We start from the raw sequence: 22,915 nt of genomic DNA, 5'->3' as shown, positions 1-22,915 counted from the left end.
CAGCCGCAACGAAGGTCGATCAGTCGCTTTCAGTGCCGCTACGCTGGCTCCGGCGTCAGATCCCGCCCTGCGTCACATCGCGCCCCGTCGCTTCCAGCTGCGCGGTCAGGTCGGCCAGGCACGCCGCGACCACCGCATCATCGGTTGCGCGGACAACGAAATTCGCGCCCACCCGCCCCTCGCGGAAAAACGGATAGCTGCCGATCGCAACGCCTGCATGCGCCTTCTCGGTCGCGCGCAGGATGTCGGCGACCTCGCTCTCGGCGACCCAGCAGCCGATCGTTCCGCTCACCACCGGCTTGCCGCCCTCCAGCGTACCGGTCAGCGCGTCGAGCATGCCCGCGGTAATGTGCGGCACGCCCGCCATGATGAAGATATTGCCGGCCCGGATGCCCGGCGCACCCGACATGCGGTTGGGGATCAGGTCCGCCCCTTCCGGCACCCGCGCCATCCGAAGCCGCGCCTCGGTCAGCCCGCCGCGCGTCTCGTAATAGCGTTCCAGCGTCGCGCGCGCCTCCGGGTGGACGACCACCGGCACGCCCAGCGCCGCGGCGATCGCATCGACCGTGATGTCGTCATGCGTCGGCCCGATCCCGCCGGTGGTGAAGCAATAGTCATAGCCGGTGCGGATCGCATCGACCGCCGCGACGATCCGCTCCTGCACGTCGGGCACCACGCGCACTTCCGACAGGCGGATGCCCTGCACGTTCAGCCAGATCGCGATCTGCGCGACATTCTTGTCCTGGGTGCGACCCGACAGGATCTCGTCCCCGATGATGACCAGCCCGGCGGTCCAGATGCGCTCGCTCATAATCCCGCCATAGCGCGTGCTTCCAGCCTCGCAAAGTTACCCTTTAGGCCCTATATGGCGCGCATGACTGAATATGTTGCCGTAACCGCCGACACCAACTTCGCCCGCGACGGGGCGATCAAACTTTACGGTCCCGATGGCTTTGCCGGGATGCGCGCCGCGGGCAAGCTCGCTGCCGAGATCCTCGACGCGCTGGTGCCGCATGTCGTACCCGGCGTGACCACTGCGGAGCTCGACGATTTCGTACGTCAGCGGATGCTCGTCGGCGGCGCGGTCCCCGCGACGCTCGGCTATCGCGGCTATACGCACAGCTGCTGCATCAGCATCAACCATGTCGTCTGCCATGGCATCCCGGGGCCAAAGGCGCTCAAGGACGGCGACATCGTCAATATCGACGTGACGCCTTTGCTCGACGGCTGGCACGGCGATACCAGCCGCATGTACCTGGTCGGCGACGTGCCGTTGAAGGCCAAGCGTCTGGTCGACGTCACCTATGAATGCCTGATGATCGGGATCGAAATGGCCAAGCCCGGCAATACGATGGGCGATATCGGCCACGCCATCCAGCGCCATGCCGAAAAGCACCGTTATGGCGTCGTCCGCGATTTCTGCGGCCACGGCCTGGGCCGCGTGTTCCATGACGCGCCCGAAGTCGTCCATGTCGGCCGCCCCGGCACCGGGCCGGAGCTCAAGCCCGGCATGTTCTTCACCATCGAACCGATGATCAACATCGGCCGGCCGGACGTGAAGCTGCTCGACGATGGCTGGACGGCGGTCACGCGCGACCGCTCGCTCTCGGCACAGTTCGAACATTCGATCGGCATTACCGAGGACGGTTGCGAAATCTTCACCCAGTCGCCCACCGGCCGCCACAACCCGCCCTACGCCTGACATGGCCGAGGGGAAGTTTGAGCGCCACCGCCAACCCTGGCGGCAGGACGAGATCCAGAAGCTGCACACGCTCGCGAAGAAGGGCATGGCGCTCAAGGCAATCGCCAAGGCGCTGACCCGCAGCGAGGAATCGGTCAAGGACCGCGCCAAGCAGGACGGCCTGACGATCGCGAAGCTGCGCTAGCGCTTCCGCTCTCCAAAGCTCCAATCGTCACCCCGGCCTTGTGCCGGGGTCCACTGTGCCGCACATCCGGCGCTTGAGCCTCTCGCTTCGCGCCTGCCGCCCGGTGGACCCCGGCATGTTTTTTGTTGTCGCCGCCGCAAGCGTCGTCGAAGGGCCGTGGTAACCAATGTTGGAAAGCGCCGCCCTGTCCACCCTCACCTCCTACGACATCATCATCCTCGGCGCAGGCGCAGCCGGCCTGATGTGCGCGTTCACCGCGGGCCGGCGCGGGCGGCGCGTGCTGCTGATCGACCATGCCGATCAGGTGGGGAAGAAAATCCTGATCTCCGGCGGCGGGCGGTGCAATTTCACCAATCTGGGCATCGCGCCTGACCGCTACCTCTCCGCCAACCCGCATTTCGCCAAGTCCGCGCTGCGCCGCTACACTCAGCACGATTTCATCGAACTGGTCGATCGGCACGGCATCGCCTGGCACGAAAAGACGCTCGGCCAGCTGTTCTGCGACGGCAGTGCCAAGCAGATCGTCGCAATGCTGCTCGACGAATGCGAGAAGGGCGGCGTCGAAATCGCCCTCGGCCACGCCACCCGCGACGTGAGCCACGCCGATGGCCGCTACACGGTGAGCTGGGGCGACCGCACCGCCACCGCCCCCGCGCTCGTCATCGCCACCGGCGGACCGTCGATCCCCAAAATGGGCGCGACCGGCTTCGCCTATGACCTCGCACGCAAGTTCGGCCTCAAGGTGGTCGAACCCCGCCCTGCGCTCGTCCCGCTCACGCTCGGCGGCGACGAGGTGCTGTTCCGCGAACTCTCCGGCGTCGCCGCCCCGGTCGCCGCGCGCGCCGGAAAAACCACCTTCCGCGAAGCCGCGCTCTTCACCCATCGCGGCCTGTCCGGCCCCGCGATCCTTCAGATCAGCTCCTATTGGCGGCACGGCCAGCCGGTAGAAATCGACTTCCTCCCCGACCGCGCCCCCGGCTGGCTGACGCAAGCCAAGCGCGCCGCCCCCCGAACCACGCTGCGCAAGCTACTCGGCGACGCCCTCCCCAACCGCCTCGCCGACACGCTCGCCGACCAGCTTGGCCTCGACACCGAACTCCACAACATCGCCGACAAGCGCCTCGTCGAAGCCGAGCGCACCCTCGCCGCCTGGACCTTCCACCCCAACGGCACCGAAGGCTATGCCAAGGCCGAGGTCACGATCGGCGGCATCAGCACCGCCGACCTCTCCTCGCAAACGATGGAAGCCCGCACCGCCCCCGGCCTCTACGCGATCGGCGAAGCGGTCGACGTCACCGGCTGGCTCGGCGGCTATAACTTCCAATGGGCCTGGTCGAGCGGCTGGGCGGCGGGAATGGCGATTTGATCCGTATGTAATCCTCCCCCGCAAGGGGGAGGATGGATTGCTCACGATCTCGCCCGATTTCCAACACTTGCCAGATTTCGACCGTTGCCGCCCCTGCCCCGCGCTGCCACAACGCCGCGCGGGAGGATCGCATGCGTATCACCGTCCTGGCCATCGGCCTGCTGCTCGCCGCACCCGCGCTCGCGCAGGACGCGCCCGCCCCGTCCCCCGCGCAGCTTCCCGCCCTCCAGCCCGATGCTCAGGCCCGCGCCGACACTCTGCTGATCCAGGCAGCCGAACACCTTATCGTCGGCCGCCGTGCCGACGCCGCGCCGCTGGTCCGCGAAGCGCTCGCCCTCGCCGGCCCCGCCGATGACGTTGCCAAATTGCAGGACCAGACCCAGTTCGACGTCTATTCGCGCTGGCTCGATGCCCGCACCGCGGCGATGAAGGCGCGCGACTTCGCGACCTTCGCGCGCTGGGCCTGGCTCACCGCCGCCTATCGCATGAAGGGCGCGGCGGAACGGACCAGTGAGACCGGCCCGGTCGCTACCGACGATATCGACGACATCTTCTTCATGACCTACGGCCTCGTCCTCGCCGGAGAGGAAGCGCGCGCCCGCGCCTTCCTCGCTCCCTTCGTCGCCGCCGCCTATCCCGCGTTCGAAACCGCCTTCGCCAAGGACATGGCGCAGCGCGCGGTCAGCGTTCAAAACTGGGGTGGGCAGGACAAGCCCCGCGCCGCGCGCCTCGTCGCCTTCGCCATTGCCGCATTCGACCGCCCCGCCGCCCGCGCGCCCGATGCGGTGCGCGATCTCTACCGGGTGCAGGGCCAGATCCTGCGCACCGCCGGGGACTTTGCCGGTGCCCGCGCCGCTTTTGTCAAGGCGCGCAAGCCCGGCACCCCGCCCGCCGACGCCGAACTCGCCTTGATGTTCGCGATGGGCGAAGTCGATGCGGGGATCCGCGCGGTGCAACAGGTCGTGGGCGACACGCCCGGCGCGCCCCTGTCCCGCCGCGCCGCCGACCGGCTGATCGAGGTCGCCGGCCAGACCGGCAGCGGCAATGCCGCGACCATCGCGATCTATGAGCGCGTCTACCCGGTGTATCTCCGCCTGCTCAAATTCGACGACCTCGCGCTGCAAAATGCCGGATCGGTCCTCGCCAACCTCTATGTCGAAACCGGCGACCCGGCCAGGGCCGAGCCGATCCTCGCCAGCCTGCTCGCCAGTGCCGAAAAGCGCTGGGGGCCGGAATCGAACGGCGCGCTCGGCTACGTCATCGAACTTGCCGGCGCGGTCGAGGCCCAGAACCGCATGGCCGAGGCCGAACTCCTCTACCGCCGCATCTGGGCGCTCTCGTTGCGCTACGACAATTTCGAGGGCGATGACTCGCGTGAGGCGTTCGCCGGGATCACCCGCACCCTGCTCGCGCGCGGGCTGGTTGCCGACGCGCTCGCCTTCACCGCCGACGGCATCGCCCGCGTCCGCGCCGCAAAGGACGTCAACGAATGGCGGCGCATGTTTTACCTGCTCGCCCGCGCCGATGCGCTCGAGGCATCCGGTGCGCTCGCCGAGGCCGAGGCGCATGCGCGCGAGGCGCTGGCGCTGGGCGACAGCGACGACAAGATGAACATTGCCGCGATGTTCGACGACCCCAATGTCTTCACCCGCGCCCGCCTCGCCCATCTGCTCGAACGTCAGGGCCGTGCCGCGCACGCCGAACCGATCCGCCGCCTGCTGCTGGCAAAGATCGAGGGCAACGACATGATCCCATGGGAGGGTGAATACCGCACCGAAGCGTTGCGCGCGCTCGCCACAAACCTGACGCTGCAGGGCAAGGACGAAGGCATACGGCTGTTCGCCGACCGTATCGCCGCCGCGTCCCGCATCTACGGAACCGACAGCCCGCAACTGCTCGATGTCGCCGAACCCTTCGCCCGCGCGCTGCTCCGTTCCGGCCGCGCCGGCGCCGCGCTCACCCCCGCCCGCATCGCACTGGCAGCCCGCACCTCCGCGCGCTTCACCGGCGACGCGGCACGCGCCAATCTCAACGACCTCGCGCTGGCTCGCAAACGCACCGAAGCCGCACGGCTGATGGTCGAGGCGGCGTGGAAGGCGAGCCGCTAACGTACTTCGTCACCCCGTCCGCGTGCCGGCGTGCACCGGGATGCTGAGCGCAAGGCAAGGGGCTCGATCGCAGGATGTGAGGCAGAATAGCCCCCGGCACGACGGCCGGGGTGACGATCCTGTGGGGATCGCCCCCTACTTCACCCCCGCCGCCCAATCGGCGATCTTCTTCTCCAGCACCGGCATCGGCAGCGCGCCGGTGTCCAGCACCGCGGCATGGAAGCCGCGCGGATCGAACTTCGCGCCCAGTGTCGCCTTTGCCTTTGCCTTGGCCTTCAGGATCGTCAGCTGGCCGATCTTGTATGCCAGCGCCTGGCCCGGCATCGCGATGTAACGCTCGACCTCGGCCACCGCGTCGGTCTGCGACATCGGCGAGTTGGTGACCATATAGTCGATCGCCTTCTCCCGGCTCCACCCCTTGGCGTGCAGCCCGCTATCGACCACCAGCCGCATCGCGCGCAGCATCTCGTCGTTCAGGCCGCCCATGCGCTGATACGGCTCGACCGCGACGCCCAGCTCGTCGTGCAGCGTTTCGGCATAGAGCGCCCAGCCCTCGACATAGGCGGTATTGCCGCCAAAGCGCATGAACGCGGGCAGCGCCGCATTCTCCTGCGCCAGGCTGATCTGGAAATGATGCCCCGGCGCGCCTTCGTGCAGGTACAGCGTCTCCATGCCCCAGGTGTAGCGCGTCGGCAGGTCATAGGCGTTGAAGTAGAACACGCCCGGCCGCGACCCGTCGGGCGTTCCCGACGAATAGCTGCCCGCCGCATCGGTCTTCTCGCGATAGGCCGGGACCGGTCGGATCTCCAGCGGGGTCTTGGGCACCAGCGCGAACTGCTCGCTGATCCGCGCGTCCACCCGCTTGCCGATTGCCTCGAACCCGGCGCGCAGCGCGTCGGCGCTTTCCGGCTGGAACCGCTTGTCGGTGCGCAGGTGGGTGAAGAATTCGGGCAGCGTCCCCTTGAACCCGACCTTCGCCTTTTGCGCCTCCATCTCCGCAAGGATGCGCTTGACCTCCGACAGCCCCAGATTGTGGACATAGTCGGCGGTCAGCGGCAGCGTCGTGTTGCTCTCGATCGCATAGGCATAGACCGCCGCACCGCCCGGCAACGCCGATGTGCCGACGCTGTCGCGCGCGACGGGCAGATATTCGTTGGCCAGGAAGTCGCGGATCTTCTTGTGCGCCGGCAGGATCACGTCACGCACCTGCGCGGCATAGGCCGCCTTCAGCCGCGCCTGATCGGCCTCCGAAATCTCCTCGGGGAATTTCTTGACCGGGGCATAAAAGACCGACTCCTCCACACCCTGCGCGATCAGATTGTCGAACTGCCCGACCATGTTGGTGACGACCAGCTTGGGCTGGACGATCCCGCGCTTCATGCCCGCACGGAACAGGCCGATAACCCGGTCATAGGTCGCGGCATATTGAGCGTTGCGCTTCAGGTTGTTCTCGTAATCGGCCAGCGTCTTGAACGGCGCCGCGCCCTGTCCCGATGCGAAGTCGGGATAAAATGCCTGAAAGCCGGTAAAATGGTCCATCGGCAGATATTTGGTCACCGCCAGGATCTTGTCGTCGAACCCCTTTTTCGCGCGCAGCTGGTCGGCCTCGAACACGTCATATGCGACGCGGTTGACCTCCGTCAGCTTGGAGCGGTCGATCGTGCGCAGCGCCGCCAGGTCGGCCGCGTTCGCCGCCTTCTCCGCCGCGATGAAAGCGTCGGTATAATAATCGCCGAGCCGGTCGGCATAACGCATGTCGCCGCGGAACAGCGCCATCAGCGGATTGCGCTTCAGCGACGCCTCGTCGCTCGCATGAAACAGGGCCTGCAGCTTCGCATCCTCGGCCCCCTCGCCCGGTTGCGCGGCCGGGGCCGGTTGCTGCTGCGCGGTGGCGGGCACGGCGGAGACGCCGGCAAGCAGGGCGGCGAGAAGAAGCGAAACGCGCATGGGGAAATCCTTGGAACTGGTGTGATAGGCAGACATTACACCCGCCCGTCGGTCGCGCAAGGCTGCACCGCAATCGCGCAACCGATCGGCCGCGCTGCCCATTTGTTAGGCAGTTGTTAACCCGCGCCCGGGCCCTTCCACGGAATTTCGCGGATCGCGAAACTGGCACGCCCCATGCAACGTCGCGCGACAGGGGCGTTCCGCTTGATCGTGGACCATTCCGCCGTCACCCTGGCTGCGGAATTGGACCGATCGGGATTCGCGCCGGCGTCACAGAGGGATGAAACCGTGAAAAAGATCGAGGCCATCATCAAGCCGTTCAAGCTGGATGAGGTGAAGGAGGCGCTTCACGAAGTGGGCGTGTCGGGCATCACCGTGACCGAAGCCAAGGGCTTTGGCCGCCAGAAAGGGCATACCGAGCTGTATCGCGGCGCGGAATATGTCGTCGACTTCCTGCCCAAGGTGAAGCTGGAAGTGGTGGTCGAGGACGCGCTTGCCGAGCGCGTGGTCGAGGCGATCGCCAATGCCGCGCAAACCGGCCGCATCGGCGACGGCAAGATCTTCGTCACCGCGATCGAAACCGCATTGCGCATCCGCACCGGCGAGCGCGACGAGAATGCGATCTGATGTTGGCCCCGTCATCGCCGGACGCACCTTCGACCGCGATGACGGAGCGGTGGTCGTTTCGTTTCACCAACCCGCGCCATATCCCGATCCGCGCTATGATGCCGACCCAACAGACCCGCCATGGCGATGCTTCTACACGATTGAATTTCCGGACGGCGAAACGAAGCGGGATTACGCGGTCGGGATCGACAGTATGCAGGCGCTGTTGCTGGCGATCGGCGGTGCCGAACACCGGCTTCGCTATGTCGCCGATGGGACGCCTGAAGTCCGGCCGCCGGTCTCATGGCTGGGCGAAAATGACCTCGGTTTAAGGGTACCGAAACTCGAATAAGGACGACCGCAGCGCGTAGAATTGACGCACTGCAAAAATTTCACGAAGCTGCACCGCAGCGCAATATGATTCTCCGCCCCGGGCGCTCCCCGGGGCAGTGCAGGACAAAAACAGAAAGGGCTTGGTTCCAATGGCTAACACCGCCGCCGACATTCTGAAGATGGTCAAGGATCAGGAGATCGAATGGATCGACCTGCGTTTCACCGACCCCAAGGGCAAGTGGCAGCACCTCACCATGGTCGCCAGCGTGCTGGGCGAAGATGAGCTGACCGACGGCCTGATGTTCGACGGTTCGTCGATCGAGGGCTGGAAGGCGATCAACGAATCCGACATGATCCTGAAGCCCGATCTGGACGCGGTCTGGACCGATCCGTTCTCGGCCACCCCGATGCTGATCCTGGTGTGCGACATCGTCGAGCCCTCGACCGGTGAGCTCTACGCCCGTGACCCGCGCTCGACCGCGAAGCGTTCGGAGGCGTATCTCCAGTCGCTCGGCATCGGCGACACCGTCTATGTCGGCCCGGAAGCCGAATTCTTCATGTTCGACGACGTCCGCTTCGAAAACAGCTATTCGACCAGCTATTACGCGATCGACGACATCGAACTGCCCGGCAACTCGGGCAAGGAATATGAAAGCGGCAACCTCGCCCACCGTCCGCGCGCCAAGGGTGGTTACTTCCCGGTCGCGCCGGTCGACAGCGCGGTCGACATCCGTGGCGAGATGGTCTCGACCATGCTCGAAATGGGCCTGCCCTGCGACAAGCATCACCATGAAGTCGCCGCGGCGCAGCATGAGCTGGGTCTGACCTTCGGTACGCTGGTCCAGACCGCCGACCGCATGCAGATCTACAAATATGTCGTGCATCAGGTCGCCCATGCCTATGGCAAGACCGCGACCTTCATGCCCAAGCCGATCAAGGAAGATAACGGCTCGGGCATGCACACCCACATCTCGATCTGGGACAAGGGCACGCCGCTGTTCGCGGGCAATGGCTATGCCGGCCTGTCCGACATGTGCCTCTACTTCATCGGCGGCGTGATCAAGCATGCCAAGGCGCTCAACGCCTTCACCAACCCGACCACCAACAGCTACAAGCGGCTGGTACCGGGCTACGAAGCCCCGGTGTTGCTCGCCTATTCGAGCCGCAACCGTTCGGCATCGTGCCGCATCCCCTATGGCGCGGGCAGCAAGGCGAAGCGCGTCGAATTCCGCTTCCCGGACGCGCTGGCCAACCCGTATCTCTGCTATGCGGCGCTGCTGATGGCCGGCCTCGACGGCATCCAGAACAAGATCCATCCGGGCGACCCGATGGACAAGAACCTCTACGACCTGCCGCCGGAAGAGCTGAGCCAGGTCCCGACCGTGTGCGGCTCGCTGCGCGAAGCGCTCGACAGCCTCGAGGCGGACATGGACTTCCTGCTCAAGGGCGACGTGTTCAGCAAGGACCAGATCGAAGCCTATATCGAACTGAAGCGCGCTGACGTCGCCCGCTGGGAAATGACGCCGTCGCCGGTTGAATACGACATGTACTATTCGGCCTAAGCGCCGAACCTTCGTCGCCGCTTCGGGGGAGGCGGTGCCGGACAGCGAGACGCCCGGGTCGAAAGGCCCGGGCGTTTTCGCATGATCCGCCCGACGCCCCTTAAGTATCGTTTCGGATGCCGATCGTTTCAGGCATGATGTGCTTGCAGGCCGGATCGCAACCCCACCGGCCCCACTGGAGGAGAAACATGTCAGCTCCCAAACCACCAAGCCCGCCCGTCACTGACGCGCTCGCCGCGATCGATGCGCAGCTTGCGACCGCGATCCCGGGCCTCGCAGTCAACCCGATGGCCGACGTTACCGCGCAGTCCATTGCCCAGGCGATGCAACAGGTTGAGGCGGCAACGGCGGCGGCGACCGGCGTTCCGGATCGACCGGTTAGCGGCGGTATTGAAGATGCCGCGATGGGAGTAGCGATGGCACAAATCCGCCACATGCCAACCGTGCCACCAGGGCAACGTCACTAAAGAGTCATCGTTGCGCAACCGTTTTGACACCCAAATCGCGCCGAACTGACACGCATCACACCTAAGCGCCCCCTCGACTCATCATCGGGGGACGCAATGAAACTGATTCTGAATGCGCTGGCTGGTGCCAGCATCGCCACGATCGCGCTCGCCACCGCGGCGCCTGCGGTCGCGCAAGACGCCCCCGCCGCCGACAGCATCGAAACGGCGCAGGAAATCGTGGTGAAGGGCACCATCGCCTATCGCTACCGCACCGAAGGCGCCGAGCCCGAGCTGGTCTACGACCAGGACTTCTTCCAGCGCTTCGAGCCGCTGACCGCCGGCGACGCGCTCAAGCGCGTTCCCAGCGTCACCTTCCTGTCGGACGTGATCGAGAGCGACGGCGCGCGCCTGCGCGGCCTCGACCCGGGCTATACCCAGATCCTGATCAACGGCGAAAAGGTGCCCGGCACCAACGCCGACCGCAGCTTCTTCCTCGACCGTATCCCGGCCGAGCTGGTCAAGCAGGTCGAGATCGTCCGCTCCTCCTCCGCCCGTCGCACCGGCGACGCGGTTGCCGGCACGCTCAACATCGTGCTGCGTGACGGCTATCAGCTCGACGGCGGCTATCTGCGCGCCGGCGCGCTGGCCTTCGACGATGGCAAGGTCAAGCCGAGCTTCGGCGCGGTGTTCGGCGGTCAGGTCGGCCCGGGTCGCCTGCTGATCGGCGGCAACATCCAGGGTCGCTACAATCCGAAGAAGAAATACAGCGTCCGCTTCGACAAGCCCGGCGGCGTCTTCCAGAACCGTGAGGATCAATCGGACGTCCGCGACGGCACCGACTATACGATCAACGCCAGCTACGACATCCGCGGCGAGAGCACTGACTTCGAACTGTCGGGCTTCTGGGTCCGCACCGACCGGATCGAGACCGAGCGCAGCTTCGAATATAATGCCGCAAACGGAGTCTACGGCCCGGTCCCGGGCGCGAACCCGACCGTTCCCGGCCTGCTCGTCGACAATTCGAACATCAACAATATCGATCAGCGCAACTTCAGCATCAACGGCAAGCTGACCCAGCGCTGGGCGGCCGGCAAAACCAAGCTCAAGCTCGGCTATGCCGAGTTCATCGACGACCAGTGGGAAACCGAGAACGAGATCGAGTTCAACCGGTCCAGCCCGCGCTTCACCGGCGACCGGTTCGACACCCATATCGTCGACAAGGAATTTTCGGCCGGCCTGGAGCACGCCGTCGACGCGAGCAAGGGCATCGAGGTCGTGTTCGGCGCCTTCTACCAGAGCAAGGACCGCGACACCGACATTCAGGAAGCCATGCGCCAGCGCTTCAACCTGCCCGCCGGAACGCGCGTGTGGAACACGGCGTCGAACACGCCCGACCAGTTCCCGGCCGGCTTTGTCGGCTTCGCGCCGATCACGGGCGGGCTGAGCACGATCAAGGAAGAGCGCAAGGATGCATTCGCCCTGGTCGAGGGCAAGAACGGCGTGATCACCTGGGAAGTCGGCGTCCGGTACGAGACCACCAATGTCTCGATCGACGACCGGACGCCGGGCGGCCTCAACATCGACACCGACTATGCGCATCTGCTGCCCAGCGCGTCGGCCAAGATCCAACTGGGCGATGGCCGTATGACCATCTCGGGCGCGCGCACGGTCCGTCGCCCGCGCTTCGACTACATCAGCCCGGTGACGCTCGAGGAAGAGCTGGGTGACAATGACCTTCAGGGCAACCCGCTGCTCAGGCCTGAAAAGGCGTGGGGCGTGGACCTTGGCTATGAGCACCGCCTGGGTCGCACCGGCGTGATCGGCATCAACCTCTTCTATCGCGACGTCGCCGATCTGGTCGAAATCTTCAACACGCGGGCCTATGGCTCGGCCACCGACCTCGGCGACCCTGCCGATCCGACCGACGACGAAATCACCTGGGTCTACCAGCCGCGCAACACCGGCGACGGCAAGGTCTATGGCGTCGAATTCGACCTGTCGACCAGCCTCGGCTTCCTCGGCCTGCCCGACACCGGCGTCTTCGGCAACCTGTCGCTGCTCGACAGCGAGATCACCGACGAGCTGGGCAAGCGCCGCTTCAACGGCCAGTCGAACATCGTCTACAATTTCGGCTTCATCCAGGACATCCCCAGCTTCGGCGCCGCATTTGGCGCCACCTATCGCAAGCAGGGCGCGGCATACGATCGCATCGTCGCGGAAGAGGTTCGCACCACCTATGGCGCCGACCTTGAAGTGTTCGTGGAAAAGCGGTTCGGCAAGGCGTTCACGATCCGCGCGGTGGGGTCGAACCTGCTGAACGGCGCGAAGAGGGAAGTGTTCAACAAGTTCAACACTTTCGAAGAGCAGCAGGCGCGCGACTTCGACGAATATGAACTCGAGAGCGAAACCGCTGGGCCGGTCTTCCAGGTCATGGCACGTCTGGCGTTCTGATGATGAAGCGGACCCTCACCCTCGCCCTGCTGCCGCTCGTGGCAGCAGGCTGTGCGACCACCGGGCGTCCTGTCCCGGTGGTCCCCACCACCCCCGCCGCCAGCGTTCAGGCGCGCGGTGAGACCGATGCGGTCGGCACGACCAACGCCGATGCGGCGGACGATCCCGCGATCTGGCGCAACCCGGCAGACCCTGCGGCGAGCCTGATTGTCGGCACCGACAAGAAGGCTGGGCTGCACGTCTATGACCTGACCGGCAAGGACCGGTTCTTCATCGACGCGGGCCAGGTCAACAATGTCGACCTCAAGGACATGGGGCCGCTCGGCATCATCGTGGCGGCGAGCGACCGCAACGATCGCAAGAATGCCAAGCTCGCGCTGTTCCGCCTCGACCCCGCGACTGCCCGGCTGACCCCGCTCGGCATCGTGCCGGTCGGCGCGGGTGAGGCCTATGGTCTGTGCCTTATGGCGGTCGGCGACACGCTGCATGCGTTCAACGTGATCAAGGACGGCACGATCCGTCAGGTCGCGCTCGACCTGTCGGGCGCCGCCCCGACCGGCACGATCGTCCGCACGATGAAGCTCGCCACCCAGTCCGAAGGCTGCGCTGCCGACGCGCGCACCCAGCGCCTCTATGTCGGTGAGGAAAATGTCGGCCTGTGGCGCTTCGATGCCCGCGCCGACGGCCCCGTCGCCGGCACGCTGATCGCGCCGGCCGATGGGCAGAAGCTGGTGATCGATGTCGAGGGCGTGACGCTTGCGCCCGAAGGCACCGGCAGTGGCGGTTACGTGATCGTCAGCAGCCAGGGCGACCACGCCTACACCGTCTATCGCCTGTCCGACGACTCCTATGTCGGTCGCTTCCGGATCGCCGCGGGCAGCACCATTGGCGCGACGGAAGAGACCGACGGGATCGACTTCGCTCCCGGCGACTTCGGTCCCACCTATCCCGGCGGGCTGTTCGTGGCGCAGGACGGCTACAACCCGCCCAAGGCCCAGAACTTCAAATATGTCGCCTGGGCGGACATCAAGGCGGCGCTGGGCATCCAGTAAATTTCACGGACAGGACATGGCGCGGCGCAACGTCGACCGCCGGTAACCACCGGCGGCGCGTTGTGCCGCGACATGTTCGCATCCCTGCAACTGCCCGCCCCGTTGGAATTCCATACCGCCCATTCGAATACCACGTTCGACCGACCCCGGCCGGTCAGTCGCTCCAGTCGCCCAGGCCCGCCGTTTCCAGCGTGCTACGCAGTGCGGGATAATCGTGATCGATCACTGCCAGCGTCTTGCGAAACACCCCGCGCAGATAGTCTTTCAACTCGGCTTCGGCATCCGCCGCCTCGACACCCGCCATGCGCACGAAGATCGCCAGCGCCGCCGTCAGCGCCTCCTCGCTCAGATAACCCTGCCGCCGCATTTCCCAGCCCTGTTCCTCGCCGGTCTGAAACTGTGCGAAATTCTTCGCGCCATTGGCCATGAACACGCCAAAGCCCAGGAATACCGCGGCGACGTCGGTGGCATGTTCCTCCAGCGCCGCGCCGCCCGGCGGCATGCTGCCGTCGGCGTGGATCAGGTAATGCGACAACTCGTGCGCAAACGTCGCGACCAGGTCGGCCGGTCGCGCCAGTGCCGATGGGTTGTAGGTGATGACGACGCGATTGCCGTCATGGCCGAAGGTGCCGCCCGGCGGGCTATAGTCATGCTTGAGCGCATGGCCCGGCGCGATCCGTGTCTCGCGCTCTTCCTCGCCCGGCACCAGTACGCACTCCCACTCCGCCATGCCCGCATGCGCCCGCACCTGTTCGAACAGCTCGATCGCCCGGTCGTGCCCCTGCGCCGCGCTGGGCGGGAAGAAGTCGCGCGTCGGCAGGATCAGCACCGCGTCGCGATACGCCTGATCGCGATCGACCGTCTGGATCAGCCAGGCGAACACGGCGAGCAGCCATTCGAACTCGTCGCGGTCGATCGGCAGCTTCGGTCCAAACCATCGAAACATCGGCACCCCCACGCCTGGTCTAGCGCGGCGACTTGGGTGCGGCATCCCTTTTGGATGTGATCACATCCAAACTGAACCCATCGCCTGCTCTTGCCGCGCGCGGCTCCAGCGGCTTTAACCGGCTCATGTTCCGCGCTCTCGCCCCACTCGCCCTGCTGGTTGCCGCTCCGGTCGCCGCACAGACCCCCGCCGAGAACAAGATGGCGGCGACCATCACGGCCGAAACCGACCGGCACGTCGCGCTGCTGGAGAAGCTGGTCAACCAGAACTCCGGCTCGCTCAACATCGATGGCGTGACCAAGGTCGGCGCGATGGTGCGCGCTGAGCTGGAGCCTTTGGGCTTTGCGGTCGAATGGATCGAAATGAAGGAAACCGGCCGCGCCGGCCATCTGGTCGCGACGCACAAAGGCAATGGCAAGGGCAAGCGCATCCTGCTGATCGCGCATCTCGACACTGTGTTCGAACCTGAAAGCCCCTTTCAGAAATTCGTCCGCGATGGCGACCGCGCGACCGGCCCCGGCATCGGCGACGACAAGGGCGGGATCGTTGTCATCATCGCCGCGATGCGCGCGATGCAGGCGGCGGGAACGCTTAAACATGCGGACATCAAGATCGTGCTGACCGGCGACGAAGAGCGCACCGGCGCCCCGCTCGCCATCGCGCGCCGCGACCTGATCGCCGCCGGCAAATGGGCGGATGTCGCGCTGGAATACGAAAATCTCGCGCGCGAGGATGGCAAGGACACCGGCACGGTCGCGCGGCGCAGCTCGACCAACTGGACGCTGCGCACCACTGGCAAGACTGGGCATAGCAGCGGCGTGTTCGGTGCCTCGCTCGGCTATGGCGCGGCCTATGAACTGGCGCGCATCCTCGACGAATTCCGCCGCACGCTGCCCGAGCAGAATCTGACCTTCAACGTCGGCGTGATGGCGGCGGGCACCCCCGCAACCCTCGCCGACAACAACTATCAGGTCAGCGCGGGCGGAAAGACCAACATCGTCGCCGCCGAAGCCGTCGCACGCGGCGACCTGCGCGCGCTGACGCCGGAACAGGAGGCCAGGACTCGCGCCGCGATGCAGGCGATCGTGGCCAGGAACCTGCCCGGAACCACCGCCAGCCTCGACTTTCAGGAAGGCTATCCGCCGATGGCCCCGACCGACGGCAACCGCGCGCTGCTGGCCAGACTCAACGCGGTCAATCGCGACCTCAAGCTCCCCGAAATGGCCGAGATGGACCCCGCCCGCCGCGGCGCCGCCGACAGCGCGTTCGTCGCCGCGGACGTCGACACGCTCGCCGGCCTCGGCGTCGCTGGCGGCAATGCGCATGCCGAGGGCGAGTGGGTCGACCTCAAATCGATCCCGCTTCAGGCGCTGCGCAGCGCCGCCTTCATCACCCGGCTGAGCCGCGAAAAGCGCAATTGACGGAACGCTTCGGTATCCCCGCGCGTCGTGCGGGGATGCTGAACGCCCTAGCCCTAAACTGCACGCTCAAGGCCGATGAGTCCGAGCGCTCCTCCACCGATGCGATGATCGCGGTCCTCGCCGACGCCTTCGCCAAGCATGACGTCACCATCACCAAAACCGTCCGCGTCGCCGCGCTGGACATCAAGCCCGGCGTGTCTTCGGACGAGGGTGATGGCGACGCCTGGCCCGCGCTGCGCGAAAAGATCCTCGCCGCCGATATCCTGATCTTTGGCGGCCCGATCTGGATGGGCCAGATCTCCAGCATCGCCAAGCGCGTGCTCGAGCGAATGGACGCATTCATCTCCGAAACCGACGATCAGGGGCGCATGCCGAGCTATTCCAAGGTCGCGGTTGCCGCGATCGTCGGCAATGAGGACGGCGCGCATTTCAGCTCGGCCCAGCTGTTCCAGGCGCTGAACGATGTCGGCTACACCGTCCCCGCGGTCGCCGCCTGCTACTGGGTCGGCGAAGCGATGGGCTCAACCGATTTTCAGGACCTCGACAAGACGCCGAAGAAGGTCAAGGAAACCGCCGCGATGGTCGCCGGCAACGCCGCGCACCTCGCCGGGCTGCTCAAGGCCAAGCCCTATCCCGGCGAAGGCTGACGCTCACGGGATCAGCAACGTCGCGCCTATCGTCTCTCCGGCGGCGATGGCGCGATGCGCTTCCGCCGCCTCCTCCAGCTTGTAGCGCCGCCCGATCTCGACCTCCAGCACGCCACGCGCGACCAGATCGAACACCCGCGCCACGCCCGCCGCACGCTCCTCGTGCGTCGCATAATAGTGATACAGCGTCGGCCGCGTCACGAACAGCGAGCCATGCTGGCTCAGTGTCCCCAGATTGACCCCCGTGACCGGCCCACCGGCATTGCCGAAGCTGACGATCATGCCCCGCCGCGCGGTGGACTTGAGCGAAGCCTCCCAGGTTGATCCGCCGACCCCGTCCAGCACCACCGGCACGCCTTCGCCCCCGGTAATCTGGCGCACCCGAGCGGCGATATCCTCGTGCTTATATTCGATCACATGATCCGCGCCGATCGTCCGTGCACGCTCCGCCTTCTCCGCCGATCCGACCGTGCCGATCACGGTTGCGCCGATATGCTTGAGCCACTGCACGATCAGCTGCCCGGTTGCGCCCGCAGCGGCGTGGACCAGCACCATCTGCCCCGGCTGCACCCGCGCGCAGCGTTCGATCAGATATTCGGCGGTGCACCCCTTGAGCGTCACCGCCGCCGCCACGTCGAACCCGATGCCATCGGGGATCGGCAACAGTGCGTCCGCCACGACGTTGCGCGCGCTGGCATAGGCGCCGAGTGCGGGTCCATAGGTCGTCACGCGATCGCCGACCGCGAACGCCGTCACGCCCTCGCCCAGCGCCTCGACCACGCCCGCCGCCTCGCTGCCAAGGCCGCTGGGCAGCGGCACCGGATACAGGCCCGAGCGATGATAGGTGTCGATGAAGTTCAGCCCCACCGCTTCGTGCCGCATGCGCACCTCGCCGGAACCCGGCGGCGGCAGGTCAACCTCGACCCATTCGATCACTTCCGGTCCGCCAGTCGTCCGGATCACTGCCTGCCGCGCCATCGCCTCATCTCCAGTTTCAGGTTGCAACCCGTGCCCCCGCTCGCCACATAAGCCTCCATACCCGAACCTCAAATTTTTCGGAGACCAGGATGCGCAGCTACCTCAAACACTATATCGGCGGCCAATGGATCGAAAGCGAGGGCGGAACGATCCATCAAGTCATTGATCCAGCTACCGAATCTGCCACCACAGAAATCACTTTGGGGTCTCAGGCCGATGTCGACAAGGCGGTCGCGGCTGCGCGCGCTGCCTTCGAAACCTTTTCCCGCACCAGCGTCGAGGATCGCCTTGCGCTGATTGAGCGCGTCATCGCGGAATACAAGGCGCGCATGGACGACATGGCGCAGGCGATCAGCGCCGAGATGGGCGCGCCGCTCAGCCTCGCCAAGACCGCGCAGGTCGGCTCCGGCATCGGCCATTTGATGTCCGCCGCCCGCGCGCTCAAGGAGTTCGAGTTCGAGGAAACGGTCGGCAACAGCCTGGTCGTCCATGAGCCGATCGGCGTCGTCGCGATGATCACGCCGTGGAACTGGCCGCTCAACCAGATCGTGTCCAAGGTCGCCCCCGCGCTCGCCGCCGGCTGCACCATGATCCTCAAGCCTAGCGAGGAAGCGCCGAGCTGCGCCGCGATCTTTGCCGAGGTGATGGATGCGGCCGGGGTTCCGGCGGGCGTGTTCAACCTCGTCAATGGCGACGGCCCCGGCGTCGGCACCGCGCTCAGCAAGCACAAGGGCGTCGACATGGTGAGCTTCACCGGATCGACCCGCGCCGGCGTCGCGGTCGCCAAGAACGCCGCCGACACGGTCAAGCGCGTGCATCAGGAACTGGGCGGCAAGTCGCCCTCGCTGATGCTGGAGGGCGCGGATGTCGCGGCGGCGGTCAAGGGAACGCTGTTCAGCGTCCTGCTCAACTCGGGCCAGAGCTGCATCGCCCCCGCCCGCCTGCTCGTCCCCGCCGCGCTCGAAAAGGAAGCCGCCGCTGCCGCCGCCGAGGTGATGAAGGCGACGACCTGCGGCAATCCCGCCGACGAGGGACGCCATATCGGCCCGGTCGTAAACAAGACCCAGTGGGAGAAAATCCAGGGCCTGATCCGCAAGGGGCTGGAGGAAGGCGCGACGCTGGAGACCGGCGGCCCGGGCCGTCCCGACGGCATCGACACCGGTTATTTCGTCAAGCCGACGTTGTTTTCGGGCGTGCGCAACGACATGATGATCGCGCGCGAGGAAATCTTCGGACCCGTCGTCACGATCATCCCCTATGACAGCGAGGAAGACGCCGTCCGGATCGCCAACGACACCGATTATGGCCTGTCGGCGGTGGTGTTCGGCAGCCCCGAAGCGGTCAAGCGCGTCGCCCCGCGCCTGCGCGCCGGCATGGTCTATATCAATGGCGGCCAGCCCAACCCCGACCTGCCCTTTGGCGGCTACAAGCAGAGCGGCAATGGCCGCGAGCACGGCAAATATGGCCTCGCGGAGTTCATGGAGGTGAAAGCGATGGTCGGCGCGCTGGCGTGACTTAACGTTCCTCCCCTGCTCCGCAGGGGAGGTGCCAGCGCGCAGCGCTGACGGAGGGGCCGCCGTCGTCAGACGGCGGAATTTGCCGAGCTGTTCACGGCTGTCTACGCAGCCGCCCCACCACCCCCTGCGGCAGCGGTTCCCCTCCCCCAGCGAGCTGGGGGAGGAATTGGCTCAGTCGAACAGCTCTTCCAGAAAGCTCTTCTTGCGCTTGTGCTTGTAATAGCGCGGATCGTGACCCTGATGGCCATATCCGCCGCCATAGCCCGGCTGGGCATAGCCGCCGCCCGGCTGCTGCCACGGGCTGCCCTGCGGCGGCATCGGCGGCGGGGGCGGCATGGGGGGTTGCGGCGCCTGCGGAGCGGCCGGGGCTTCGGCTACGCCGCTACGCTCGATGATCTTGTCCAACTCGCCGCGGTCCAGCCAGATGCCTCGACATTGCGGGCAATAATCGATCTCGATCCCCTGCCGGTCGCTCATATGGAGGCCCACCTTGCACACGGGGCACAGCATGCCGGCAACGGCTTCGGGGGTACGCATGATCTCTCCTCTTCTTGGTTCAACGGACAGCTAGGAACGCAGACCACCGCCTGCAACTAGCCGACCGGCCAGAACCACAGGATCAGCGGCGTACCGACGACCAGCACGATCAGCGACAAGGGCGCCCCCAGCCGCGCATAATCGCTGAACCGATACCCGCCCGGCCCCATCACCAGCGTGTTGCACTGATGCCCGATCGGGGTCAGGAAATCGCATCCCGCGCCAACCGCCGTCGCCATCAGGAACGCCTCGGGCCTCAGCCCCAGATCGCCCGCGAACGTGGCGGCGATCGGCGCCATCACCAGCACCGTCGCGGCGTTGTTGAGAAACGGCGTCACCGCCATCGCCGCCGCCATGATCAGCGCCACCGCGCCCCAGGGTGGCAGGCCCGACGCCGTCGCCGACAGCCACGTGCCGATAATCTCCGTCACTCCGGTACTGCGCAGCGTGTCGCTGACCGGGATCAGCGCGCCGAGCATGATCAGGATCGGCCATTCGACATGGTCATATGCTTCACGCAGCGGGAGCGCGCCCAGCAGCACCACCACCGCCGCCGCCGCAAAGAAGGCGATGGTCACCGGCACCGCGCCCGTTGCAGTCGCCGCCATCGCCACCGCCAGCACCGCGATCGGCAACAGCCCCTTGCGCACGCTGCCCAGCCGCAGCTCGCGCTCGGCCAGCGGCAGCGCGCCGAGTTCGGTCAGCGTCCCCGGGAGCGCGCCCAGCGGCCCCTGCAGCACGACCACATCGCCGGCGCGGAACACGACATTGGGCATGCGCCGCACGATCCGCTCCCCCCGCCGCGACACCGCGATCAGGTTGATGCCATAGCGCTGGCGCAGCATCAGCGATCCCGCCGTTCCGCCGACCAGCGGCGACCCGGGACCCACCACCGCCTCGATCACCCCGATCTCATCGCCTTCGCCCGATTCCGGGGCTTCGCTGGTGCCGACGAAATCGAGCCGGTCGCGCGCGATCGCCCGTTCCAGGCTATCCGGCGTGCCGCCCAGAATCAGGATATCGCCCTCGCGCAGCAGCATGTCGGGCCACGGCGTCGCGCGCACGCCGTTGCGCAGGAACATGGTGATCGCGACCTCATGGTCGTGCCGTTCCAGGAATGCCGACACGCGCTCATCCTTCGCCGCCGATTGGGCGACGATCTTGGCCTCGGTCGCATAGTCGTTGATGTCGAGCGCTTCGCCCATGGTCGGCGCGGCGCGACGATCCATTGGCAACAGGCGATAGCCAAAACGCAGGAAGATCAGCCCGACCAGGGTCAGTCCCAGCCCGACCGGCGCGTAATCGAACATGCCGAACGGCTGGCCAGTCATCTCCTCGCGCACCCGGCTGACGATGATGTTGGGCGACGTGCCGATCAGCGTGATCAGCCCGCCGAGCAGCGACGCGAATGCCATCGGCATCAGGAACACGCTGGGCGAGCTGTTCGATTTCTTCGCCATCTGAAACGCGGCAGGCATCAGCATCGCCAGCGCGCCGATATTCTTGACCAGCGCCGAACCCAGCCCGACGCTGGCGGACAGCAACAACAGCTGCGATCGCACCCGCGTCACCCGCTTCTGCAATAGGCGCATCAGCTGCTCGATCACGCCCGATCGCTGCACCGCGCCCGACAGCACCAGCGCCGATCCGACGATGATCACGATGTCGTCAGAGAAGCCGCTAAATGCCTTGTCCGGCGCGACAATGCCGGCTGCCACGGCGGCGAGCAGCGCCATGACCGCGACCACGTCATAGCGGAAGCGCCCCCACAGAAAGAGCGCCATCATGCCCACGAGCACGGCTATCGACAGGATCTGCGGTAACGTCATCTGGCCCCCATCCGCGCATAACGCGGTTGTGGTGCGCCGGTTGCGTCACATCACGATACGGGGAACCATTATCTCAATGGACGGTACCGACCGCGCGGTTGACGCTCATCAGCACGATCAGCCGCTCGATCTGGCGCCAGCGGCAGAAATTGATGTGGTTGCCCAGGTCGCGGAACCTGTCCGCGCGCGCCGCCGCTTCCAGCCCGGCATCGTCGCCAAATGACCGGATCAGGTCGGCGGCGTCGGTGACATGGGCGCGGTCGGCGAGATAGGGGATGGGCGACATCGAAGTTCCTTGCGCAGTCTCGCGCGCCCACACGCACCGCGCGTGCCAGCTCGCACAAAGTCGCGCCGCCCTGCGGGTTGCAAGGGTAAATCGCTGGAAACCATAGGGGTTTCGGGCGTGCCGCACGTGCCGTGACGGGACAGTGGCGTCCCGGCACGAGACATGGCATGGCGCGAGCATGAACCGCTCATCCAAACCCGCGCCGATCGCCGGCGGCGCGCTTCTCGCCCTGTCGCTGATCGCCGGCACGGTGGTCGGCGTGCGCCAGGGACAACCCTCGATCGGTTTCCTTGCCGGGCTCGGCATCGGTATCGCGCTGCTCATCATCGTCGCACTGATCGATCGCGTGCGCGGCAGTCGTTGAGCGATCACACCAGCGCGCGGTGCATCCACACCACGCGGCCGACGACATCGATTGCGTGCAGCGGCACGATCTCGCGCCCATAGTCGGGATTGTCGCTGACCAGTTCGATCTCGCCGCCCATCAACCGCAGCCGCTTGACCGCCAACAGTCCATCGCGGCGAAACACATGGATCGCCGCGCGCGGCCCCGGCACCCGCCGCGCGCCGTCGACCAGGATCTCGTCGCCGTCGCACAGGGTCGGCTCCATCGACGCGCCCTCGACACGAATGGTCGATGCCATGTCCGCGCGCACACCCAGCCGTCGCAGCAATGCCGGGTCGAGCAGCAGCGGACTCACCCGCTCGCTCTCCACCACCCGGCCGCGCCCGGCCGCCGCCCCGGCATCAACCCGCGCAACCGCCACCAGCCCTTCGACCGCCGGCCCACCCAGCGCTGAATCGCTGAGGCCAAGATAGCGCGCCAGCCGTCGCCGGTCCCCCTCCGCCAGCAGCCGCGGACTGCCCCGCGTCACAAACTGCTGCAGATAGGCCGCGTTGCGCCCGATCAGCCGCGACAGCTCCGCCAGCGATGCCCCCCGTGCCACCGCCGCCGACGCCAATGCCTGCCGCTGATCCTGTGAATCCATGATCC

At 66.3% G+C, this 22,915-nt stretch carries 22 protein-coding genes; 14 read left to right on the top strand and 8 right to left on the bottom strand.

All coding sequences use genetic code 11. The annotated features are described in order from the left end of the window. Positions 1 to 55 precede the first annotated feature (55 nt). The gene (locus tag ACO05N_RS10195) at positions 56 to 811 is read right to left on the bottom strand and encodes a competence/damage-inducible protein A (RefSeq protein WP_422056998.1); all 756 of its coding nucleotides are present in this window, start codon (positions 809 to 811) and stop codon (positions 56 to 58) included. Positions 812 to 874: 63 nt separating this feature from the next. Here ACO05N_RS10195 and map point away from each other — a divergent pair, with 63 nt between their 5' ends. The 4 genes from map (at position 875) to ACO05N_RS10175 (ending at position 5,360) form a co-directional block, all read left to right on the top strand. Then, entirely contained in the window at positions 875 to 1,702 is an 828-nt protein-coding gene (gene map, locus ACO05N_RS10190; RefSeq protein ID WP_422056997.1) for a type I methionyl aminopeptidase, read from the top strand. Position 1,703: 1 nt separating this feature from the next. Continuing rightward, a complete protein-coding gene (locus ACO05N_RS10185; protein ID WP_066660511.1) occupies positions 1,704 to 1,886 on the top strand; it encodes a hypothetical protein in 183 nt (60 codons plus the stop codon). 166 nt (positions 1,887 to 2,052) lie between these two features. Beyond that, entirely contained in the window at positions 2,053 to 3,252 is a 1,200-nt protein-coding gene (locus ACO05N_RS10180; RefSeq protein ID WP_422056996.1) for an NAD(P)/FAD-dependent oxidoreductase, read from the top strand. 131 nt (positions 3,253 to 3,383) lie between these two features. Next, on the top strand, positions 3,384 to 5,360 hold the full coding sequence (locus ACO05N_RS10175; protein WP_422056995.1) for a hypothetical protein: 1,977 nt from the start codon (positions 3,384 to 3,386) through the stop codon (positions 5,358 to 5,360). Between the two features lie 135 nt (positions 5,361 to 5,495). Here the strand turns inward: ACO05N_RS10175 and ACO05N_RS10170 are convergent, their stop codons facing one another. Continuing rightward, a complete protein-coding gene (locus ACO05N_RS10170) occupies positions 5,496 to 7,307 on the bottom strand; it encodes a DUF885 domain-containing protein (protein WP_422056994.1) in 1,812 nt (603 codons plus the stop codon). A gap of 288 nt (positions 7,308 to 7,595) precedes the next feature. Here ACO05N_RS10170 and ACO05N_RS10165 point away from each other — a divergent pair, with 288 nt between their 5' ends. The 6 genes from ACO05N_RS10165 (at position 7,596) to ACO05N_RS10140 (ending at position 13,760) form a co-directional block, all read left to right on the top strand. Then, positions 7,596 to 7,934: a P-II family nitrogen regulator gene (locus ACO05N_RS10165; protein ID WP_224923404.1), complete on the top strand. Its 339-nt coding sequence runs from the start codon at positions 7,596 to 7,598 to the stop codon at positions 7,932 to 7,934. Continuing rightward, positions 7,831 to 8,265 (top strand): DUF6968 family protein, encoded by a 435-nt coding sequence (locus ACO05N_RS10160; protein WP_422056993.1) that lies wholly within the window; start codon positions 7,831 to 7,833, stop codon positions 8,263 to 8,265. The genes ACO05N_RS10165 and ACO05N_RS10160 overlap by 104 nt, the downstream gene beginning before the upstream one ends. A 130-nt stretch (positions 8,266 to 8,395) precedes the next feature. Beyond that, positions 8,396 to 9,808, top strand: a complete 1,413-nt coding sequence (gene glnA / locus ACO05N_RS10155) for a type I glutamate--ammonia ligase (protein ID WP_422056992.1) — start codon at positions 8,396 to 8,398, stop codon at positions 9,806 to 9,808. A 116-nt stretch (positions 9,809 to 9,924) separates the two neighbouring features. After that, complete coding sequence (locus ACO05N_RS10150; RefSeq protein WP_422056991.1) at positions 9,925 to 10,275, top strand: hypothetical protein; 351 nt, start codon at positions 9,925 to 9,927, stop codon at positions 10,273 to 10,275. Positions 10,276 to 10,371: 96 nt separating this feature from the next. Then, positions 10,372 to 12,708 carry a TonB-dependent receptor plug domain-containing protein gene (locus ACO05N_RS10145; RefSeq protein ID WP_422056990.1) on the top strand — a complete coding sequence of 779 codons (2,337 nt, stop codon included), beginning with the start codon at positions 10,372 to 10,374 and terminating at the stop codon, positions 12,706 to 12,708. 2 nt (positions 12,709 to 12,710) lie between these two features. After that, positions 12,711 to 13,760, top strand: a complete 1,050-nt coding sequence (locus ACO05N_RS10140; protein WP_422056989.1) for a phytase — start codon at positions 12,711 to 12,713, stop codon at positions 13,758 to 13,760. 154 nt (positions 13,761 to 13,914) lie between these two features. Here ACO05N_RS10140 and ACO05N_RS10135 read toward each other — a convergent pair whose 3' ends face one another. Continuing rightward, positions 13,915 to 14,706, bottom strand: coding sequence for a hypothetical protein (locus ACO05N_RS10135; RefSeq protein WP_422056988.1), 792 nt, complete (start codon positions 14,704 to 14,706; stop codon positions 13,915 to 13,917). A gap of 125 nt (positions 14,707 to 14,831) precedes the next feature. Between ACO05N_RS10135 and ACO05N_RS10130 the strand changes: the two genes are divergently transcribed. Both ACO05N_RS10130 and ACO05N_RS10125 read left to right on the top strand, forming a co-directional pair. After that, the gene (locus tag ACO05N_RS10130; RefSeq protein WP_422056987.1) at positions 14,832 to 16,127 is read left to right on the top strand and encodes a M20/M25/M40 family metallo-hydrolase; all 1,296 of its coding nucleotides are present in this window, start codon (positions 14,832 to 14,834) and stop codon (positions 16,125 to 16,127) included. Between the two features lie 35 nt (positions 16,128 to 16,162). Next, complete coding sequence (locus ACO05N_RS10125; protein WP_422056986.1) at positions 16,163 to 16,774, top strand: flavodoxin family protein; 612 nt, start codon at positions 16,163 to 16,165, stop codon at positions 16,772 to 16,774. Positions 16,775 to 16,777: 3 nt separating this feature from the next. Here the strand turns inward: ACO05N_RS10125 and ACO05N_RS10120 are convergent, their stop codons facing one another. Next, the gene (locus ACO05N_RS10120; protein WP_422056985.1) at positions 16,778 to 17,752 is read right to left on the bottom strand and encodes a quinone oxidoreductase family protein; all 975 of its coding nucleotides are present in this window, start codon (positions 17,750 to 17,752) and stop codon (positions 16,778 to 16,780) included. An 89-nt stretch (positions 17,753 to 17,841) separates the two neighbouring features. Here ACO05N_RS10120 and ACO05N_RS10115 point away from each other — a divergent pair, with 89 nt between their 5' ends. Then, positions 17,842 to 19,266: an aldehyde dehydrogenase family protein gene (locus ACO05N_RS10115; protein ID WP_422056984.1), complete on the top strand. Its 1,425-nt coding sequence runs from the start codon at positions 17,842 to 17,844 to the stop codon at positions 19,264 to 19,266. 174 nt (positions 19,267 to 19,440) lie between these two features. On the opposite strand, the gene ACO05N_RS10110 is transcribed toward ACO05N_RS10115, so the two are convergent. The 3 genes from ACO05N_RS10110 to ACO05N_RS10100 form a co-directional block, all read right to left on the bottom strand. Then, the gene (locus ACO05N_RS10110; RefSeq protein WP_422056983.1) at positions 19,441 to 19,806 is read right to left on the bottom strand and encodes a zf-TFIIB domain-containing protein; all 366 of its coding nucleotides are present in this window, start codon (positions 19,804 to 19,806) and stop codon (positions 19,441 to 19,443) included. Positions 19,807 to 19,862: 56 nt separating this feature from the next. Further along, on the bottom strand, positions 19,863 to 21,635 hold the full coding sequence (locus ACO05N_RS10105; RefSeq protein WP_422056982.1) for an SLC13 family permease: 1,773 nt from the start codon (positions 21,633 to 21,635) through the stop codon (positions 19,863 to 19,865). Between the two features lie 73 nt (positions 21,636 to 21,708). After that, positions 21,709 to 21,921, bottom strand: coding sequence for a hypothetical protein (locus ACO05N_RS10100; protein ID WP_422056981.1), 213 nt, complete (start codon positions 21,919 to 21,921; stop codon positions 21,709 to 21,711). Positions 21,922 to 22,099: 178 nt separating this feature from the next. Between ACO05N_RS10100 and ACO05N_RS10095 the strand changes: the two genes are divergently transcribed. Then, entirely contained in the window at positions 22,100 to 22,285 is a 186-nt protein-coding gene (locus tag ACO05N_RS10095; RefSeq protein ID WP_422056980.1) for a hypothetical protein, read from the top strand. 4 nt (positions 22,286 to 22,289) lie between these two features. Here ACO05N_RS10095 and ACO05N_RS10090 read toward each other — a convergent pair whose 3' ends face one another. Continuing rightward, the gene (locus ACO05N_RS10090; protein WP_422056979.1) at positions 22,290 to 22,910 is read right to left on the bottom strand and encodes a S24 family peptidase; all 621 of its coding nucleotides are present in this window, start codon (positions 22,908 to 22,910) and stop codon (positions 22,290 to 22,292) included. Between the last annotated feature and the right edge of the window lie 5 nt (positions 22,911 to 22,915).

Source organism: Sphingomonas sp. (assembly GCF_965227385.1).
GTDB lineage: Bacteria > Pseudomonadota > Alphaproteobacteria > Sphingomonadales > Sphingomonadaceae > Sphingomonas.
The sequence above is the reverse complement of the archived record's forward strand: the minus strand, read 5'-3'. Positions and strand labels throughout refer to the sequence as shown.

Bases quoted from the DNA above. Each gene is read 5' to 3' on its own strand.
- glnA (WP_422056992.1), top strand. From the start codon at position 8,396: ATGGCTAACACCGCCGCCGACATTCTGAAGATGGTCAAGGATCAGGAG.
- ACO05N_RS10175 (WP_422056995.1), top strand. From the start codon at position 3,384: ATGCGTATCACCGTCCTGGCCATCGGCCTGCTGCTCGCCGCACCCGCG.
- map (WP_422056997.1), top strand. From the start codon at position 875: ATGACTGAATATGTTGCCGTAACCGCCGACACCAACTTCGCCCGCGAC.
- ACO05N_RS10100 (WP_422056981.1), bottom strand. From the start codon at position 21,921: ATGTCGCCCATCCCCTATCTCGCCGACCGCGCCCATGTCACCGACGCC.
- ACO05N_RS10145 (WP_422056990.1), top strand. From the start codon at position 10,372: ATGAAACTGATTCTGAATGCGCTGGCTGGTGCCAGCATCGCCACGATC.
- ACO05N_RS10110 (WP_422056983.1), bottom strand. From the start codon at position 19,806: ATGCGTACCCCCGAAGCCGTTGCCGGCATGCTGTGCCCCGTGTGCAAG.
- ACO05N_RS10105 (WP_422056982.1), bottom strand. From the start codon at position 21,635: ATGACGTTACCGCAGATCCTGTCGATAGCCGTGCTCGTGGGCATGATG.
- ACO05N_RS10125 (WP_422056986.1), top strand. From the start codon at position 16,163: ATGCTGAACGCCCTAGCCCTAAACTGCACGCTCAAGGCCGATGAGTCC.
- ACO05N_RS10090 (WP_422056979.1), bottom strand. From the start codon at position 22,910: ATGGATTCACAGGATCAGCGGCAGGCATTGGCGTCGGCGGCGGTGGCA.
- ACO05N_RS10135 (WP_422056988.1), bottom strand. From the start codon at position 14,706: ATGTTTCGATGGTTTGGACCGAAGCTGCCGATCGACCGCGACGAGTTC.
- ACO05N_RS10180 (WP_422056996.1), top strand. From the start codon at position 2,053: ATGTTGGAAAGCGCCGCCCTGTCCACCCTCACCTCCTACGACATCATC.
- ACO05N_RS10160 (WP_422056993.1), top strand. From the start codon at position 7,831: ATGCCGCGCAAACCGGCCGCATCGGCGACGGCAAGATCTTCGTCACCG.
- ACO05N_RS10150 (WP_422056991.1), top strand. From the start codon at position 9,925: ATGCCGATCGTTTCAGGCATGATGTGCTTGCAGGCCGGATCGCAACCC.
- ACO05N_RS10185 (WP_066660511.1), top strand. From the start codon at position 1,704: ATGGCCGAGGGGAAGTTTGAGCGCCACCGCCAACCCTGGCGGCAGGAC.
- ACO05N_RS10095 (WP_422056980.1), top strand. From the start codon at position 22,100: ATGAACCGCTCATCCAAACCCGCGCCGATCGCCGGCGGCGCGCTTCTC.
- ACO05N_RS10115 (WP_422056984.1), top strand. From the start codon at position 17,842: ATGCGCAGCTACCTCAAACACTATATCGGCGGCCAATGGATCGAAAGC.
- ACO05N_RS10130 (WP_422056987.1), top strand. From the start codon at position 14,832: ATGTTCCGCGCTCTCGCCCCACTCGCCCTGCTGGTTGCCGCTCCGGTC.
- ACO05N_RS10120 (WP_422056985.1), bottom strand. From the start codon at position 17,752: ATGGCGCGGCAGGCAGTGATCCGGACGACTGGCGGACCGGAAGTGATC.
- ACO05N_RS10170 (WP_422056994.1), bottom strand. From the start codon at position 7,307: ATGCGCGTTTCGCTTCTTCTCGCCGCCCTGCTTGCCGGCGTCTCCGCC.
- ACO05N_RS10195 (WP_422056998.1), bottom strand. From the start codon at position 811: ATGAGCGAGCGCATCTGGACCGCCGGGCTGGTCATCATCGGGGACGAG.
- ACO05N_RS10140 (WP_422056989.1), top strand. From the start codon at position 12,711: ATGAAGCGGACCCTCACCCTCGCCCTGCTGCCGCTCGTGGCAGCAGGC.